This window comes from Arthrobacter sp. MW3 TE3886 (assembly GCF_041262145.1).
Lineage (GTDB): Bacteria > Actinomycetota > Actinomycetes > Actinomycetales > Micrococcaceae > Arthrobacter.
In genome coordinates, this window is the sequence record NZ_JBGCAN010000001.1 from 4,252,033 (window position 1) to 4,268,295 (window position 16,263).

General features: G+C 67.5%; 18 protein-coding genes. 6 read left to right on the forward strand and 12 right to left on the reverse strand.

Annotated features, from left to right (window positions below):
- Positions 1 to 62: 62 nt before the first annotated feature.
- The 4 genes from ABH915_RS19390 to ABH915_RS19405 are packed head-to-tail and all read right to left on the reverse strand — an operon-like array spanning position 63 to position 3,152.
- A complete protein-coding gene (locus ABH915_RS19390; protein ID WP_370124409.1) occupies positions 63 to 1,112 on the reverse strand; it encodes a sulfate/molybdate ABC transporter ATP-binding protein in 1,050 nt (349 codons plus the stop codon).
- Positions 1,109 to 1,930, reverse strand: a complete 822-nt coding sequence (locus ABH915_RS19395) for an ABC transporter permease (protein ID WP_370124411.1) — start codon at positions 1,928 to 1,930, stop codon at positions 1,109 to 1,111. The genes ABH915_RS19390 and ABH915_RS19395 overlap by 4 nt, the downstream gene beginning before the upstream one ends.
- A gap of 5 nt (positions 1,931 to 1,935) precedes the next feature.
- Positions 1,936 to 2,745, reverse strand: coding sequence for a molybdate ABC transporter substrate-binding protein (gene modA / locus ABH915_RS19400; RefSeq protein ID WP_370124413.1), 810 nt, complete (start codon positions 2,743 to 2,745; stop codon positions 1,936 to 1,938).
- Positions 2,742 to 3,152: a molybdopterin-binding protein gene (locus tag ABH915_RS19405; protein WP_370124415.1), complete on the reverse strand. Its 411-nt coding sequence runs from the start codon at positions 3,150 to 3,152 to the stop codon at positions 2,742 to 2,744. Before ABH915_RS19405 ends, modA begins: the two co-directional genes overlap by 4 nt.
- A gap of 185 nt (positions 3,153 to 3,337) precedes the next feature.
- On the opposite strand from ABH915_RS19405, the gene ABH915_RS19410 reads away from it, so the two are divergent.
- Positions 3,338 to 3,907: a hypothetical protein gene (locus tag ABH915_RS19410; protein WP_370124417.1), complete on the forward strand. Its 570-nt coding sequence runs from the start codon at positions 3,338 to 3,340 to the stop codon at positions 3,905 to 3,907.
- 88 nt (positions 3,908 to 3,995) lie between these two features.
- On the opposite strand, the gene ABH915_RS19415 is transcribed toward ABH915_RS19410, so the two are convergent.
- The 5 genes from ABH915_RS19415 to ABH915_RS19435 form a co-directional block, all read right to left on the reverse strand.
- Positions 3,996 to 5,117, reverse strand: coding sequence for an NAD(P)/FAD-dependent oxidoreductase (locus ABH915_RS19415; protein ID WP_370124419.1), 1,122 nt, complete (start codon positions 5,115 to 5,117; stop codon positions 3,996 to 3,998).
- Positions 5,118 to 5,185: 68 nt separating this feature from the next.
- Positions 5,186 to 6,241 carry a Gfo/Idh/MocA family oxidoreductase gene (locus ABH915_RS19420; protein ID WP_370124420.1) on the reverse strand — a complete coding sequence of 352 codons (1,056 nt, stop codon included), beginning with the start codon at positions 6,239 to 6,241 and terminating at the stop codon, positions 5,186 to 5,188.
- Positions 6,241 to 7,047, reverse strand: coding sequence for an amino acid ABC transporter ATP-binding protein (locus tag ABH915_RS19425; RefSeq protein WP_370124422.1), 807 nt, complete (start codon positions 7,045 to 7,047; stop codon positions 6,241 to 6,243). Before ABH915_RS19425 ends, ABH915_RS19420 begins: the two co-directional genes overlap by 1 nt.
- The gene (locus ABH915_RS19430) at positions 7,044 to 7,832 is read right to left on the reverse strand and encodes an amino acid ABC transporter permease (RefSeq protein WP_026538635.1); all 789 of its coding nucleotides are present in this window, start codon (positions 7,830 to 7,832) and stop codon (positions 7,044 to 7,046) included. The genes ABH915_RS19425 and ABH915_RS19430 overlap by 4 nt, the downstream gene beginning before the upstream one ends.
- Before the next feature lie 160 nt (positions 7,833 to 7,992).
- On the reverse strand, positions 7,993 to 8,838 hold the full coding sequence (locus ABH915_RS19435) for an ABC transporter substrate-binding protein (protein ID WP_370125044.1): 846 nt from the start codon (positions 8,836 to 8,838) through the stop codon (positions 7,993 to 7,995).
- A gap of 205 nt (positions 8,839 to 9,043) precedes the next feature.
- On the opposite strand from ABH915_RS19435, the gene ABH915_RS19440 reads away from it, so the two are divergent.
- From ABH915_RS19440 to ABH915_RS19450, 3 genes are all read left to right on the forward strand, one after another.
- Complete coding sequence (locus ABH915_RS19440; protein WP_370124425.1) at positions 9,044 to 10,117, forward strand: LacI family DNA-binding transcriptional regulator; 1,074 nt, start codon at positions 9,044 to 9,046, stop codon at positions 10,115 to 10,117.
- 215 nt (positions 10,118 to 10,332) lie between these two features.
- The gene (locus tag ABH915_RS19445; RefSeq protein ID WP_370124427.1) at positions 10,333 to 11,628 is read left to right on the forward strand and encodes a cation:proton antiporter; all 1,296 of its coding nucleotides are present in this window, start codon (positions 10,333 to 10,335) and stop codon (positions 11,626 to 11,628) included.
- 259 nt (positions 11,629 to 11,887) lie between these two features.
- A complete protein-coding gene (locus ABH915_RS19450) occupies positions 11,888 to 12,067 on the forward strand; it encodes a hypothetical protein (RefSeq protein WP_018775517.1) in 180 nt (59 codons plus the stop codon).
- Positions 12,068 to 12,149: 82 nt separating this feature from the next.
- On the opposite strand, the gene ABH915_RS19455 is transcribed toward ABH915_RS19450, so the two are convergent.
- Genes ABH915_RS19455 through ABH915_RS19465 form a run of 3 tightly spaced genes read right to left on the reverse strand, consistent with a single transcriptional unit; the run spans position 12,150 to position 13,896 of the window.
- Positions 12,150 to 13,121, reverse strand: coding sequence for a diguanylate cyclase domain-containing protein (locus ABH915_RS19455; RefSeq protein ID WP_370124430.1), 972 nt, complete (start codon positions 13,119 to 13,121; stop codon positions 12,150 to 12,152).
- A complete protein-coding gene (locus ABH915_RS19460; RefSeq protein ID WP_370124432.1) occupies positions 13,118 to 13,633 on the reverse strand; it encodes an alpha/beta hydrolase in 516 nt (171 codons plus the stop codon). Before ABH915_RS19460 ends, ABH915_RS19455 begins: the two co-directional genes overlap by 4 nt.
- The gene (locus ABH915_RS19465) at positions 13,630 to 13,896 is read right to left on the reverse strand and encodes an alpha/beta fold hydrolase (protein ID WP_370124434.1); all 267 of its coding nucleotides are present in this window, start codon (positions 13,894 to 13,896) and stop codon (positions 13,630 to 13,632) included. The genes ABH915_RS19460 and ABH915_RS19465 overlap by 4 nt, the downstream gene beginning before the upstream one ends.
- A 447-nt stretch (positions 13,897 to 14,343) precedes the next feature.
- Between ABH915_RS19465 and ABH915_RS19470 the strand changes: the two genes are divergently transcribed.
- Complete coding sequence (locus ABH915_RS19470) at positions 14,344 to 15,606, forward strand: NYN domain-containing protein (protein ID WP_370124436.1); 1,263 nt, start codon at positions 14,344 to 14,346, stop codon at positions 15,604 to 15,606.
- Positions 15,607 to 15,743: 137 nt separating this feature from the next.
- Positions 15,744 to 16,136, forward strand: a complete 393-nt coding sequence (locus tag ABH915_RS19475) for a VOC family protein (protein ID WP_370124438.1) — start codon at positions 15,744 to 15,746, stop codon at positions 16,134 to 16,136.
- The last annotated feature ends 127 nt before the right edge of the window (positions 16,137 to 16,263 follow it).

The following is a 16,263-nucleotide window of genomic DNA, read 5'->3' on the forward strand; positions in this document are numbered from 1 at the left end:
GCTCGGCGCCGGCAGCACCCGGCACCGAGACTACTCCGCCGATCGGAACGTCCGGAAGCTCCCTAGGCCGGGTAGATCGCGATGGCGGCGGCCTTGATGACGAAGTAGACGCTCATTCCGGGGGTAAGGCCGAGGTCGGCTGACGCGGCCGGGGTGATGTCGGCGGAGAGCCGTCCTGCACGGACCCGGATCTGATCGCCGTGCGGCTCCAGGTCCGTGATGATCACCTGGAATGAGTTTCGCGGGCTGCCGTGCTCTTCGGTGAGGAACACCGATACCGCGGAGGGCGGAAAGACCGCTACGCCGTCCTGCCCGGGCTCGATGGTGCCGTCCCGCTGGCCCGCGACGACCATCCCCTGGGCGGTGGTCACGCCGGCGTCGCTGACGGTGCCGGCCACCAGGTTCAGCCCGGCCAGGCCGGCGGCGAACCGGCTGCGCGGTTTTTCGAGGACTTCGCGGGTGGGGCCTTGTTCCGTGATCCGGCCGTCCTCGAGGACGATCACCCTGTCGGCCAGCATGAGGGCGTCGAGGATGTCGTGGGTGATGATGATGGCGCGGCGGCCGGCGAGGACGCGTTTGAGGAGCCGGCGGAGCAGTGGGGCGGCATGGATGTCGAGCGCGGCCATGGGCTCGTCGAGGAGCAGCAGGGCTGGGTCGGCGGCGAGGGCGCGGGCCACGGCCACACGCTGGGCCTGTCCGCCGGAGAGCTGTCCGGGGCGCCGCGAGGCGAGGGAGTCGGCGTCGACTTCGGTGAGCCAGTGCATGGCCGTGTCGCGGGCCGCGGCGCTGGAGGCGCCGGCGCTGCGCGGCCCGAACGCGACGTTGTCCAGTGCGCTGAGGTGTGGAAACAGGAGGGCTTCCTGGGCCAGCAGCGCCGTGCCCCGGGTGTGCGGGGCGCGCCAGATGTTGGTGTCCGCGCCCAGGTCGAAAAGGACCTTTTCGCCGATCGTGGCCTTGCCGGCGTCGGGGCGCAGCAGGCCCGAAATGATCGAGAGCAGCGTCGATTTGCCGGCCCCGTTGGGCCCGAGGACGGCGATTGTCTCGGCCGGGCCGAGTCTGAGGGAGACCTCGAAACGCCGTGCGGCCAGGGTTGCGTCCAGCTGAAAGGTCACCGGACCGCCCCTTCCGGTGCCACGCCAAGGCGCGGGCGCCGGTAGGAGAGCCCGACGACGGCCACCGCCACGGCGACCAGCAGGAGGGAGAGGGCGACGGCGGCGTCGGCGTCGGTTTCGCGCTGCAAATAGATCTCCAGCGGGAGGGTGCGGGTGACGCCCTGCAGGCTGCCGGCGAAGGTCAGGGTGGCGCCGAATTCGCCCAGGCTGCGGGCGAAGGACAGGACGGCGCCGGAGGCCAACCCGGGCAGCACCAGCGGGATGGTCACCCGGCGCAGCACGGTGCCCGGGCGGGCCCCGAGGGTCGCGGCGACCGCCTCGTACTTGTTGCCGGCGGTGCGCAGGGCGCCTTCGAGGCTGACCACCAGGAACGGCAGCGCAACGTACGTCTGCGCGAGGACGACGGCGGTGGTGGAGAAGGCGATCTGGATTCCGGCCAGCTCCAGGCTTTTGCCCAGGAGTCCTTGGCGGCCGAAGGTGTAGAGCAGGGCGATGCCTCCCACCACGGGAGGCAGGACCAGTGGCAGCAGGACGAAGGCCCGGAGCAGGCGCTGGCCCGGGAACGGGCTCCGGGCCAGGATGAGTGCCAGCGGCACGCCAAGGACGATGCAGGCGGCCGTGCTCGCCGCGGAGGTCCGCAGGCTCAGGCCCAGGGCGGTCAGTGAGGATTCGGAGGTGACCAGCGGGATGAACTGGGACCAGTTGACCCTGGCCACCATCGCCACCAGGGGCAGCAGGACGAAGAGTGCCCCCGCCGCCGCGATGGCGTAAATCCATGCCGGGATGCCGGAATACCCCGTGCCGCTGCGTCTGTGCATGCCGTTTACGGGGTGCCGAATCCGGCGTCGCTCAGGACCTTCTTGCCCTCGCTGCCGGTGACGATGGCGATGAAAGCCTGGGCGAGCTCCTTGTTCTTGCTCGTGCCGACGGTGGCGATCGGGTACGTGTTCACGGCCTGGTCCGACTCGGCGAAGGGGATGCCTTTGACCTTGTCTCCGGCGGTCTTGACGTCCGTGACATAGACCAGACCGGCGTCGGCCTCACCCGAGGTGACCTTGCCCAGGACATCCGTGACGGACGATTCCTCGCTGACCGGCGCCAGGGTGGTGCCCGCCGCCTTTTCGACGGTCTCGGTCGCGGCACCGCAGGGAACCTGAGGTGCGCAGACCACCACCTCCACGCCCGGTTTGCCGAGGTCGGCGAAGGAGCTGATCGACGCCGGGTTGGACGGCGGAACCGCGATCTCCAGGACGTTCGTGGCGAAATCGGCCGGGGCGCCGTCGATCAGCTTCGCATCGGCCAGCTTGGCCATGTTCCTGGTGTCGGCCGAGGCAAAGACGTCGGCCGGGGCGCCCTGGGTGATCTGCGTGACCAGGTCCGAGGAACCGGCAAAGTTCAGCGTGATTTTGGTGCCCGGGTTCTTCGCCTCGAAGTCGCTGGCCAGCTTGGCGAAGGTCGATTTCAGCGAGGCCGCGGCGAAGACGGTGATCGCTCCGGACAGCCTGGGGGTCCCGCTGGCCCCGGCGCTGGAGGTGGAGCCTGCCCCGGACGTGCCGGCGGCGCAGCCGGCCAGGCCCGCGGCCAGGACGCCGGCCACCAGCATAGCGGTGACGTGCTTGCTGGCGATCCTCATATGATGCTCTTTCCGTGGGGCGTTTCGATGATGACGTTGGTGGCTTTGACCACCGCTGTCGCCACGGATCCAAGCTCCAGGCCCAGTTCACGGACGGCTTCGCTGCTCATCAGGGACACGACGCGGAAGGGCCCGCACTGCAGCTCGACCTGTGCCATGACTTTGTCCGCGGTGATGCCCGTGACCAGGCCGACGAACCGGTTGCGGGCGGAGCGGCCCACCTTGGTGGGGTCGTCGGGAAGCTGGGCCTGGTCGCGGGCGAGGTGGGCAAGTTCCAAGCCGTCCACGGCCAGGCGGCCGGAGTCATCCTTCACCGGGGTCAGGATCCCGTTCTCGGTCCAGCGCCGGACGGTGTCGTCACTGACCCCGAGAAAACGTGCTGCTTCGGAGATGCGGATTTTCGGCATGACTCCATAATCCCCCATTTGCGGAAATTATGGGCAGTTCGATCCGCAAATCAGTCGAAAAGTTCGGCGCCGTCGTCGGGCGCCGCCTGCTGGGCGGTCATCGGGAGCGACGGCGGGTCGATTTTGCCGCCGCCCGGGACGATAATCGGAGGTGACCGGACAGCTTCTGCCGAGAGGAGCCGGCCGTGGCACCCACCACCCTGCTGGCAGGAATCAGATCTGCGATCGCCGCCCTCACGCTGGGGGTGCTGCTGCTGACCGGAACCGGCTGCTCCTCCGACAATCCCGCGGAAACCACGAAGATCACGCCGGCAACCAACGGGATCAACACCGTGGTCGGTCCGATAAAGCTGGCGGACATGCTCATCCTCTCCTACGGAGCGGACCAGCCCGGACGGATCATGGGCACCGTATTCAACACGTCCGCCACGGACGCGGTTGTCACCATTTCGGGCGCTTCCGGGTCGACGGTATCGATTCCGGTCAAGGCCAACGGTGAAACATCCCTGGCCCAACCTCCGGCCATGATGCTGGACCCCACCACGGGATCCCCCGGGACCCTGGTCACGGTCCGGGTGAGTGAGGACTCCACGGGCACGTCGGCCGAGGTGCAGCTTCCGGTCCTCGATTCCACGCTGCCCGAATACCAGTCATACATGCCCGCATCGCCCGGGTCCGGGACTGCCTCGAGCGCCCCGTCACCCACGCAACCCGGGACCGGGTCCCCCAGTCCCAGCCCCTCCCCCAGCCCGTAGCCCGGGCCCGGTACCTGAGCAGGACAGGGCTTGGGCAGGCAGGGCCGGTGCACGCCGTCCCCGCCTGCCCTGGCAGCCGCGGCTCTGGCTAGGAGAAGCGTCCCGGCCGGAAGGTGGCGAGCATCGGGTGCTTCGTGCCGGTCATGATCTCGCCCGCAAGAAGTTCTCCTGCGATGAGGCCGAGCGTGGCCCCCGAGTGGGTGAAGGCCACGAAGCAGCCGGGCACCTGGCCGAGTTCACCGAGGACCGGTTCGCCGTCGCCCGGGATGGGCTTGTAGCCGATCTTCCAGGAGGCCGGTTTGAGGTCGGGGTTGCCGGCGATGAGCTTGGAGGCTTCATCGGCGAGTTCCTGGACCACATCATCGGGGATGCTGAAGGAGCCGTCGGCGTGTTCGGCGATGTGCCCTTCATACCAGTCGTGGTCCAGGGCAAGGGTGTTTCCGGGGTTGGGCCGGACGGCGGCCCTGGGGGTGTTCAGCACGGCCTTCAGCTCGTGCTCCACGGGCTTGGTCAGCACCAGCATGGAGACCGGGGATCCGTTGGGGATCTCGACGCCGAGGGGCGCGACCACGGCGGGAGTTGCGGCACCGCACGCCACGAGGACAGCGTCTGCCTCGTAGGTTTCGCCTGCGGCCGTCTCGACGCCGGTGGCCCGGCCGCCGTCGACCGTCACGGACACCTTCCCGGCGCTGAGTACGAGTTCACCGCCCAGGGCGTGGAATTCCTCCATCAGGAAGTCCACCAGATGAGGCAGGCTGACCCAGCCCTCACCGGGATTGAAGATGGCGTTCTCCGGCACGGCATCCGGAACGATGCCGGGGGTGCTTGAAGAAATCTGTCCGGGCGCCAGGAGCTTCGAGTCGTAGCCAATCGATTTCTCGTAGCCGTGGCGGGCTTCCGTCGCGGCTTCCTGGCCGGCGGGATTCCACATGAGGCCGCCGCCGAACTGCAGCCAGTCCCGGCCGGGGTCAGCGGCGAAGAGTGTGCGGTAGCGGTCCACGCCGGCGACCCGGAGCTGGTGGTACGGCGTGGACCGTTCTCCGGCGGAGTTCAGCCAGGAGAGCGAGCGGCCGGTGGCCTCGCTGGCCAGGCCGTGTTCGGTCAGGAGGATGACGGAGGCGCCGTCGCGGAGCAGGTGGACGGCGGTGGAGACGCCGAGGATGCCGCCGCCGATGATGGCGATGCGTTTGGTTGAGGGCGTGGAGGACATGGGTCTGCCTTTCCTTAAGTAGTGGTGTCTGGGGTGTCCGTCAGGGGCACTGGGAGCCGGTGTGCGGGCTATGCGAAGGCGCGGACATTTTCGATGGCGTTCAGGACGTCGAGTGATTCCTGCGGGTTGACAGGAAGTGGGCCCTCGCCACGGAGGGCAGACGCGAGCTGTGCATAGAACAGCGGATAGGCGCCGGGTTCAGGTGCGGTTGGCCGCAGGTCTCCGTCGGTGCCCAAGGCCCCCCAATGGGTTTGGGGTTCGATGCCGTAGGCGGGATCCGACGGTGTCATGCCGGCCGCGAGGGCCGGTTCCTGGCCGTCCAGGCCCCACTTCGTGTAGCCGGACTCTGAGCCCAGGACGTGGAAGCGCGGGCCGACCTGGGGGGCCATGCCGTTCATCCAGAGCCGTGAGCGGACCCCGGATTCGTGGAGCAGGGACACAAAGGCCTCCGTGTCGGCGCCGCCCGGGTCCGGGCCGTGGTTCGCCGTTTCCCCATAGCTTTCGGCTACCGGGCCAAAGAGCTGGATGGCCTGGTCGATCAGGTGGGCACCGAGGTCGTTGAGGATACCGCCGCCCTCGGACACGGCGGCGGTGTCCCGCCAGTTCCCGAAGCCCTCCGGCCGCCACCATTCAAAGCGCGATTCGAAGCTGCGGACCTCGCCCAGCGCTCCTTCCCCGATTAGCTTCTGCAGCGTCAGGAAATCGGCGTCCCAGCGTCGGTTCTGAAATACCGTGAGCTGCACGCCGGCGTCGGCCGCCCGGGAGATGAGCTCATGCCCCTGGTCCGATGTGGTGACGAACGGCTTGTCCACCACCACGTGGAGGCCATGGGCGATGGCCATCGCGGCGAGGTCGAAGTGGGTCAGCGGTGGCGTGCCGAGGACCACCAGATCAAGGTCACCGGACAGCGCAAACAGGGCCTCCGGCGTCGGGACGATCCGGGTATCCGGGTAGAGCCGTGCCGCCTCCGAGGCGCGGTCCGGATCTGCCGTGACGATCACGTCCAGCGAATAGTTCGCATCCGCCGCGATCAGCGGTGCGTGGAAGACCCTGCCCGAGATGCCGAACCCGACGACGGCGGTGCGGATGGGTGCCGCCGCGGTGTTTCCCTTCAGGGTGTCCATCAGAGCACTTCCGAGAGGAAGCGCTGGAGGCGTTCGCTTTGCGGGTTGTCGAAGAGGTCGGCCGGCGTGCCGGACTCGACGACCTCGCCTTCGTCCATGAAGACGACCTGGTCGGCGACTTTGCGGGCAAAACCCATCTCGTGCGTGACCACCAGCATGGTCATGCCCCGGCGGCCCAGGCCTGCCATGAGGTTCAGCACGCCCTTGACCAGTTCCGGGTCCAGGGCGCTGGTGGCCTCGTCGAAGAGCATGACTTCCGGTTCCATGGCCAGGGCCCGGGCAATCGCGACGCGCTGCTGCTGTCCGCCAGAGAGGTCGCGTGGCCGGTGCTCGGCGCGTTCGGCGAGACCGACCTCGGCGAGGCGGCGCCGGGCGCGTTCCCTGGCCTCGGCCTTGGGCATGCCCTTGACGCTCCAGAGGGCCAGCGCCACGTTCTCGAGGGCGGTGTGGTCCGGGAAGAGGTTGAAGTGCTGGAACACCATGCCGATGCGGCTGCGCAGGAGGTCCGGTTTGACCTGCAGGGCGCTCTCGCCGGCCAGGAGCACGTCCCCACTCTTGGGTTCGTGGAGCCGGTTGACGCCGCGCAGGAGGGTGGACTTGCCGGAGCCGGAGGGCCCGATAATGCAGGTGGTGGTGCCCGGGGCGACGTTGAGGCTGACGTTGCGGAGCACTTCGACGTCGCCATAGGCCATGGTCAGGTTCGTCAGTTCCAGGCTGGAGCCGTGGAACGTCTCGATGTCCGGGACTGATTCTTTGGCGTTGCTGGTGTTGCTGGTGCTGCTTGCGGTGTTGCTGGCGAGGCTCATGTGTTGCTCCCGGTGGTCAGCGGTGAAGCCGCGGCGAGTTCTTTGACTTCCTTGAGACCGCTGCTGGGTGCGGCGGGGCGGCGTCGGCCGGTGCGGAAGCGGTTATCGAAGTAATTGACCAGATGGGTCAGGGGAACCGTGATCAGCAGGTAAAAGATGCCGGCCATGACCAGGGGCGAGAGGTTGCCGGAAAGCACGGCGGCGTCCTGGCCCACGCGGAAGAGCTCGCGTTCCGTGACCAGCAGGCCCAGGAAATAGACCAGCGAGGAGTCCTTGACGATCGCGATGAACTGGTTCACCAGCGCCGGCAGGACCCGGCGAACGCCTTGCGGAACCACCACCAGGGCCATGGACTTCGCGTAGCTCATGCCCAGCGCGCGGCAGGCCTCACCCTGGCCCTTGTCCACGCTCTGGATACCGGCGCGGAAGATCTCACCGATGTAGGCGCTGGCGATCAGGCTCAGGGCGATGATCCCCAAGGGGTAGGGCGAGGGGCCGAAGATCGATTGGCTGAAGCGGGCGAAGCCCTGGCCGATCAGCAGGATGGTCAGGATGGCGGGGAGTCCGCGGAAGAGGTCCGTGTAGATCCGGGCCGGCACCCGAAGCCACCGGGAGGGAGATATCCCCATCACGGCGACGACCATGCCGAGGCCAACGCCGATGATCGTTGCCGCAATGGAGATGATGAGGGTATTGAGGAGACCGACTCCCAGAAGTTGGGGCAGGACCTCGGCCATTGCGCCGAAGTCGAAGAAGGTGCGGGTGATGGTGCTTAACCAGTCCATGGTTGCTCTCAGACGTAGGTAGCTTGTGGAACCCGGGCGGGCCGCGCGGTGCGGCCCGCCCGGTCAGGTGGCAGCCGGGCTATGTGCCGGACGTGCCGATAGTTTCGGCGGCTATTGGCTGCCGGGCCGCTTATTTGCTGGGCCGTTTACTTGCTCGGCCCTACTTGCTGGGTGTGGAGCTTGCCGTCTGCTCGGCCTTGGGCAGGTACTGCTCGGGCATCGGGGAGCCCGGGAACCACTTCTGGTAGAGCTTCTTCCACGTGCCGTCTTCCATGGCTGCGGCCAGGCCCTTGTTGAGGGCGTCCTTGAAAGCGGTCTTACCCTTGGCCACGGCGAAGCCGGCGGGAGCGTCGAAGGACGGGATGTCCGCGGCGCTGACCAGTCCGTACTGCGTCTCGTAGGCCTTGGCTGCCTCGTAATCCAGGAAGTGCGCGTCGACGGATCCGCTGTTCACTGCGGAGATGGCGGTGTTGTTGTCCGGGAAGCGCACAAGGTTAGCGGAGGTGAAGTTCTTGACGGCGTAGGCCTCCTGCAGTGTTCCCTGCACGACGCCGAGACGCTTTCCGGCGAGACCGTCGGCGCTGGTGATGCCCGAGGTCTTCGTAGTGATGACGGTCAGGTAGCCGGCCAGGTAGCCGTCGGAGAAGTCGACGGTTTGTTTGCGCTTGTCAGTGATGCCGATCGCCGCAACGCCGGCGTCGAACTGGCCGTTGGAGACGGCCGCGAGCAGCCCGGAGAAGTCCTGCCCGGTGAAGACGACCTTGTCGATTCCGGCGCGGTGGGCGACGTCTTTGAAGAGCTCGACGTCGAAGCCGGTGAAGTTGCCCTGGGCATCGGCAAAGGTATAGGGCTTCGAATCACCGAGGCTGGCAACGCGGATGGTGCCGGCCTCGATCAGGCCGTAGGGGTTGTCCGCCGGCGAAGACGAGGCGGACGAGCTGCCTCCGCAGCCGGACAGTGCCAGGACCGCGGCAACAGCAGCGGCGATGAGCGCCCCGGGGCGCATTTTGTTTCCTGTGTTCACAGCGTTTCCAATCGTGGGGGTGAGGGGCGAGGTTGGCGGGCAGTGGGCCCCTTGAAGTGGGACTTTGTCGATGGGAGTCTTGCTGAGTCCGGTCTCAGTCCCTAGAATTGAGACCGGACTCACATCGATTGCTAGAAATGTAATCGAAGCCACATCAGGCGTCAAGGGTCCGCTACGAAAGGCCGTAATGAATAGTGATGCTTCCCGGCGCCGCGATGTCACTGTCGCCGACGTCGCAAAAGCCGCCCAGGTTTCCAAGGCCCAGGCCGCCCGCGCCTTAGGCAACTACGGGGCCGTGAGCGACGACGTGCGCGAGCGGGTGCTGGCTGCCGCCGAAGAACTGGAGTACCGACCCAACGAGCTCGCCCGCAGCATGAACACCGGGAAATCGCACACGATCGGGGTGGTGGTCGGCGACATCGAAAACCCCCATTTCGGCCTGGCCACACGGGGCATTACGGATACCGCCAAGCGCAGTGGATTCAATGTCATCCTGATCAATACGGACGAGGACACCGACGCGGAAATCGACGCCGTCAGGGTGCTCCTCGACAAGCGCGTTGACGGCCTGATCGTGGCACCCGCGTCCTCCGTGGAAACGCAACATTTACGGCGCGTTCACGAATCCGGCCGTCCGCTGGTGCTTTTGGACCGCAAGGCGCCAGGGCTCGACGTCGACACCGTGGCGGTGGACATGGAGGACATCTCCCATGAATCCACCAGTTACTTGCTCAAGTCCGGCCACCGGAGGATCGCTTTCATCTCCACCCTGAAAACAGCCGGGCTTTACCACGACGGCATGCCATTGGACTCGTCACAGATCTCGGACCGGCGCGACGGAATGAAACGCGCGTTCGAGGAGGCGGGACTGGACCTGCCCGTCGATCTGATCCGCCTCAACGCCGGCGACGACGAGTCCATCAAGAAGATCACCCGCGAACTCGTGCAGCGCCCTGACCCGGCGACTGCGATCATCGCCTCCGACGGCCTGATCGGCCTCAGCGTCGTGGAAGCGATCCACGAACTCGGCCTCTCCATTCCGGATGACGTCTCCTTCCTCATGTATGACGACTTCGCCTGGACGCGCCTGACCACACCCCCGCTCACGGTCATCGCCCAGCCTGTCTATGACATGGGCGTTGCGGCCGCGTCAGCCCTGGTCCGGCAGATCGAAGGCCGCAAGGCACCGGCGGCCGCACCGACATTCACGGCCGCGCTGATCCGCCGCGGCTCGGTCGCGGCCCCGCGGGCGGCCCGCTAGCACACCTGATCCACCTGCGGGCGGCATTGGGCGCCTCGACCCAAAGGACAGGGCTTAGTTCTCTGGCGCGGTGCCGGGTCCGCGGATTCACTGAACTGCAGGGGAAACGTTGGTGCCACCGGCGGAGGGAGCGTGGTCCCTGTGGACGGACCGATCCGGCTGCTGGCATCGGGCCGCCCGACCGCTGGGCCCACGGACGCGGGCACAGGTCCGTCATGGAGCTGACAGTCGTCGTCCTCATCACCGCCGCACTGTTCGCATGGGCGCTGGTGTCGGTGAGGCTGCAGCAGGCGGACCTGACCGCCCCTATTGTGTTCACCGCCCTCGGCGCGGCCCTGGCCTGGTCCGGGCTGGTCAATGCGTCCTCGGCGCCCGCGCTGATCACCCCGGTTGTCGAGGTCACCCTGGTGTGGGTGCTCTTCACCGACGCTGCCCGCCTGCCGCTGCAGGAACTGCGCCGGGACGTGGGCCGCTATGTGCGGTTGCTGGGAGTCGGCCTGCCCCTGACGATTGTGTTCGGATGGGCCTTGGCCGCCTGGTTTTTCCCCCAGTTCGGGCTGTGGCTGGCCCTGCTCGTCGGTGCCGCGCTGGCCCCTACCGACGCCGCACTCGGAATCCCCGTGGTGACGAATCCGGCGGTGCCGTCGCGGATCCGCCAGCTGATCACCGTCGAGAGCGGCCTCAACGACGGCATCGCCACCCCCGTTGTCATGCTGGCGATCGCCGGCGCGGCCGCCGCGGCAGGTCTGGAGAGCGCCGCCGGTCCCGGCAGCGCCGCCGTCGAACTGCTCATCGGCGCCGGGGCCGGCGCAGGGGCCGGCACCTTGGGCGGGTGGCTGCTGCAGCTGGCCCGCCGGCGCGGGACCGGGGCCGAGGACTTCGCCGGCATCGGAGTCCTTGCCCTGAGCCTGCTCTCCTACAGCGCCGCACTCGTGGTGGGCGGCAACGGCTTCGTCGCCGCGTTCTGCGCCGGGCTGGCGTTCGGAACGTGCGCCGGTCAGCGGGCGCCGGCCGAGCTGGTCTTCGTCGAGCAGATGGGCGGCCTGGTGTCGCTGCTCGTGTGGCTGTCCTTCGGAGCCATCACCGTTCCGATTATGCTGGCGAGCTCCGTCCCCCTGACCATCGCCTATGCCGTGCTCAGCCTTACGGTGGTGCGGATGCTGCCGGTGGCGCTGGCCTCGATCGGCGCCGGCCTCGACCGGAAAACCGTCCTGTTCGTGGGGTGGTTCGGTCCGCGCGGCCTGGCTTCCCTCGTGTTCGCGCTGCTGGCGCTGGAAGCGCTCGGATCAGTGTCCGATCAGGCGGTGGCCGTCATTACCGCCACCGTCCTGATCAGCGTCCTGGCCCACGGCCTCAGCGCCGCGCCGTTGGCCGCCCGTTACGGACGGGCCGCTGCTGCCGCGGGACCGGAACCCGGCGGCCCGGTGCCGGTAACCCCCGCCCCCGCCCGGGGGCTGAGCCGCAAACACATGCCCGCTCCGCCGATGCGGCGGAAGCCAGGGCGGCTGTGACGAGTCTCACGCGCAATTTTCGCCATCTGGCTTGAGCCGCCCGCGCGGCGCTGTGCACTATGGAAAGGCAAGGCAGGGACTGCGACGTTCCGCGTCCGCAGTAAACGCCGGGCACCCATCCTGGTGGACGCAATGAGGCCAAACCGGTGAGCTCGCAGAGCTGCCCACGGTCTCAGGCGTTCCTGGTTTGGCCCCTACGGCGGCTCCGCATCGGTGCGGCAGCCGGACATCCGGATTCAAGAAATGGAAGCACTGAACAATGACGTTTGAAACTGCCAACTCTGTAACCCACAAGCTCTGGGACCGCTCCACCATGCACCACGAGCTGGACGCGCTGGTCCACGAGCTCTCCGAGCGCCACAACACCGCCAAGAGCAACATCGCGGTCCACGCCAGCGGCCCGAACACCTTCACCCTCAGCCTGAACCACGGCGCCTAAAGCCCGGGTTCCAGGCTAAAAGCAAAACGACGACGGCGGGAGCCACCTCCCCCCGTCGTCGTTTGGCGTTAAAGCCGGCGGCTCAACCGGCGGCCACGGCCCGGCGCATTTCCGTCTTGACCCGGTACATGTCCTGATCGGCGGCCAGCAGCAGGGCCGTGGCCAGTTCCTTGTGCGCTGCCGGATCAGCGTCCGCCGGGACTGCCGTTTCCGCCTGGCCAACGGACATGCCCAGCCGGAGTTCGCTTCCTGCGATGGTGACGGCGCCGGCCAGGCAGCTCCGGACGCGCCCGGCAACCGCCTCGAGCTCGGCCGGGTGCTCCAGCCAGGGGATCAGGACAACGAACTCGTCCCCGCTGTAGCGCGTGACGGTGTCCGCGCCGCGCACGGCCTGGGAGAGCATCAGCGCCACGTGTTCCAGGACCTGGTCGCCGGCCGCGTGGCCCAGAGTGTCGTTGACCTGTTTGAACTTGTTGACGTCGCAAAAGAGCACGCCGACGCGGTTCCGCTGTTCGCCGGCGCTGGCCAGGGCAGCCAGCAGGTTTTCCTCCAGGTGCCGCCGGTTCGGCAGGCCTGTCAGTGGGTCATGCAGCGCCCGATGGTGGGCTTGCTGCAGGAGTTTGGCGCGGTCCGCCTCGGCATCCTCGAGTCGCCGGTGCGCACTGGCCAGCTCGCGCTCATACCGCCGCCGCTCGGGGGCCGCGAAAAAGATCATCAAATCCCTCGATTCCGCCCCGTCCACGGTCCGGGTGACGGAGAGCAGGACGGGCCTGCGATGCCCGTCCGGGCCCAACAGCTCGATCGAGAGCTCGGCGAGGTGCCCGTCGCGTTCCAGCTTCGGCCCGGCGTGCGTCCGGTACATCAGCCTGTCGCCGGCCGGCATGAGGTCCAGGAGGCGGGTGCCGTCGAGGCCGCCTTCGGGGATGCCGGTCCAGGCGCACATGGTGGCGTTCGCGGCCAGGATGGTCCCGTCGGTACCGGCAACGATGTAGCCGGCGGGCGCCTGGTGGAAGAGCTGCCCGTAATCGACGGCCATGGTGCTGGTCCGGGTCATGCCGGCTTCAAAAATTCGAGGATGGCGGCGGACGTTTCGTCCGGCGCGCTGCTTTGCGGGAAGTGGCCTGTGGCCGCAAGCCGGACCAGGGTGCTGTTGGGGAGCGCGTTGTGCAGGTACGTTCCCACGTGGTCCGGCGTGACGACGTCGTCGGTGCTTTGCAGGACCAACACCGGGATGGTGACCTCGCCGAGCAGGTGCCGGACATCGGAAAGGAACGCCACCCGGGCAAAGTCACGCGCAACCCGGGGGCTAATCCGCCCGAAGCTGCCTTGGATCTCGTGCTCCAGTTCGGGAGCATGCGGTGTATTCATGTAGACTGGGGCCATCGACTCGGCCCAGACCACATAGTTGGCATCCAGGGATTCGAAGACGTCGTCAATGTCCTGCCGGGTGAACCCACCCACGTAACCGTCCTCGGGGTGGTCGAGGTAGCTCGGCGACGCCGTGACCAGCACAAGCCGGCCGAACCTGCGCCCTGTGTCCCGGGCGGCTGCGCTGACGGCCATCATGGACCGACGCTGTGGCCGATCAGGGTCACGTCCTGCAGGTCGAGTTCGCCGCAGAGTTCCATCAGGTCATCGACGTAGGCATCAAGCGTGGAGTAGGTGGCCGAATCGTAGGCGGACTGGTCGGAGCCGCCGGAACCCACGTGGTCCAGCAGGACCACCCGGTAGCGGTCGGCGAACCGGGGCAGAACCTTGCCCCACATGCCCTGGTCGGTGCCGAACCCGTGGGCAAACACCAGGACAGGGCCGTCTTCTGTGCCGTACACCTGAACGTTGTTTCGCGCTGCCGCACCAGACGCCATCGGCCAACCTGCTCTTCCAATTCACACACATGGACCCGCCAATCGAGACCGACGGCGGCACTGTTGGTCCGGGCCCCGGGCCCAGACAAATCCGTCCGGCGCCTGCAGGCGCCGCCCCACGAAAAGTCCCTCATGACAGGGATGTATTTCGACAACGTGGATCCATCTTAGTCCGGTGAACCATGGGCTCCGGACAGACGTCCCTGCTGGTCAGGCGGGGTTTTGGCGCGGATGCTTATAGTCGAAGACTGGCCGTAGCAAGCTGTTCCGGCGCTACCGGCCGCTACGGCCGATCCCGGACAGGCGTACGGAACTCCTGCGCCCACGAGGAGGCCCGAACGCGACGGCAAATAGGCAACGAAGGGGACGACACATCTGGTACGTCCCCACTCTTGCTGGCACACTGAGCCGATGAGCGATCCCCTCCCCCAGTCCCGGCGGCCTGGCATCCGTGCCGCGATGTTCGTGGACTTCGACAACGTCTATACGGGCCTGATGGCCTTGGACCCGGCGGCCGCGAAGAGATTCGCCGAGGACCCCAAGCACTGGACGGAGGCGCTGGCCGATGGCGGCGCCGGCGAAGAGTCCCGGCGTTTCCTGATCCGCAACTGCTATCTCAATCCGGTGATCTACTCCAAGTACCGGCCGTACTGGACGCGCGCAGGCTTCCGCGTGATCGACTGCCCCTCCCTGACACAGCGGGGCAAGTCCAGCACCGACATCAACCTGGTGCTGGACGCAATGGATGCCCTGTCCGGCGCGGCACATATTGAGGAGTTCTTCGTCGCGTCGGCGGACGCGGACTTCACCTCGCTGGTCCAGCGGTTCCGGGCGGCGGACCGGATGACCACCGTCATCGCTGCCGGTGCCGTGGCGTTCGCGTACCGGGAGATGGCCGACAGTGTGGTGGAGTCCCACGACTTCGTGGCAATCCTCAACGGGACCGCGGCCGAGTCCATCCACGCGGTGGCATCTGTCCAGACGCCGCGGGCAGAAGGGGCAGTGAAGGCGAAGTCCACGGCGACGACACTTTCCGGCGCCGCCAAAGAGGTCCGCGACTTTGTCCGGACTGCCCCGGGTCCGGTGGTCGGGGCCATGGTGGCTCACCGTGCCCTCGCGGCCGATCCCTCCCTGAAGACGGACTGGGGCGGCTGCGGCAAGTTCGGGACGTGGGTGGCCCAGATCGGCCACGGTGTTGAATACTCAGCTGCGCGGGGCGGCTGGGTCTGGGATGCGAAGAGGTTCTCCGACGACGATTTGCCCGCCGGAGCTGAGATTGAGCCCGGCATCGCGGAACGGGTCGCCCGGGTCACTGACGTGCCCGCGCTCTCCGCGGCCCAGTTCCGTCAACTGCTCGAGGCCATGGCCGCCAGGCTCCGGGAGCAGCCGGTCAATCGAAGCGAGCTGTCCCGCCTTGTCCGGGACGACTGTGTTGCGGCCGGGCAGCCGGTGTCCCGCTCGGCCGTCAACTTCGTGATCCAGGGCGTGGTGTACGCCGGCGGCTCCCTCGCAGAGGAGATGTCAGCGGCAGAACTCGCCGCCGCGTGGACCAGGAACGTGGAAGAGCTGTGCCGGCTGGCCCTGATGGAGTTCGACGACGCCGAAAAGCTCGCACTCAGGCGCTGGGCCGGAGGCGGGCTGCTGGAGGCCGGCGCCGGCGGCTCCCGGGCGTAGCGATACTCGCGAGTTCGAGGCCCAAGGATCGGCTGCGCACCTCCCACCGCCGTGGGCTTGCGTTGGGTGCCAAACCGATCAACAGTGTGATCTATCTACTTCGGGTACTCCCAAACGAGTTCGGAAAGGAGCGAGAAATGCCCAACGACCTTACGGAGCTGGTCAGCGTCCGGTACATGGTGGCCGACGTCGACGCGGCGGTCGACTTCTACACAACGCATCTCGGATTCACCGTCAGGATGAGCGCCGCACCGGCGTTCGCCGACGTCACCCGCGGCCGGTTGCGGCTCCTCCTGAGCGGGCCGAGCAGCTCGGCGGGCCGTCCCATGCCGGACGGCACGGTGCCCGCGCCGGGAGGATGGAACCGCATACATCTCATCGTGGGCGATATCGCGGCCGAGGTGAAGCGGCTGCGCGGCGCGGGCGTCACGTTCCGGAACGACATTGTCACCGGCCCGGGCGGACAGCAGATCCTGCTGGAGGATCCGTCCGGGAACGTGGTCGAGTTGTTCCAGCCCGCCGGCGAATAGCGGCAGTTTCACACAAAACGGACGACGGCGGGACCTCTCTTCACCGAGGTCGCCCAGCTTGGCTCCCGTTCCTGTCGAATGGGGAGCCCAGCTACGCCTGAGTCCGGGCTGGCGGAAGACTTAAGGA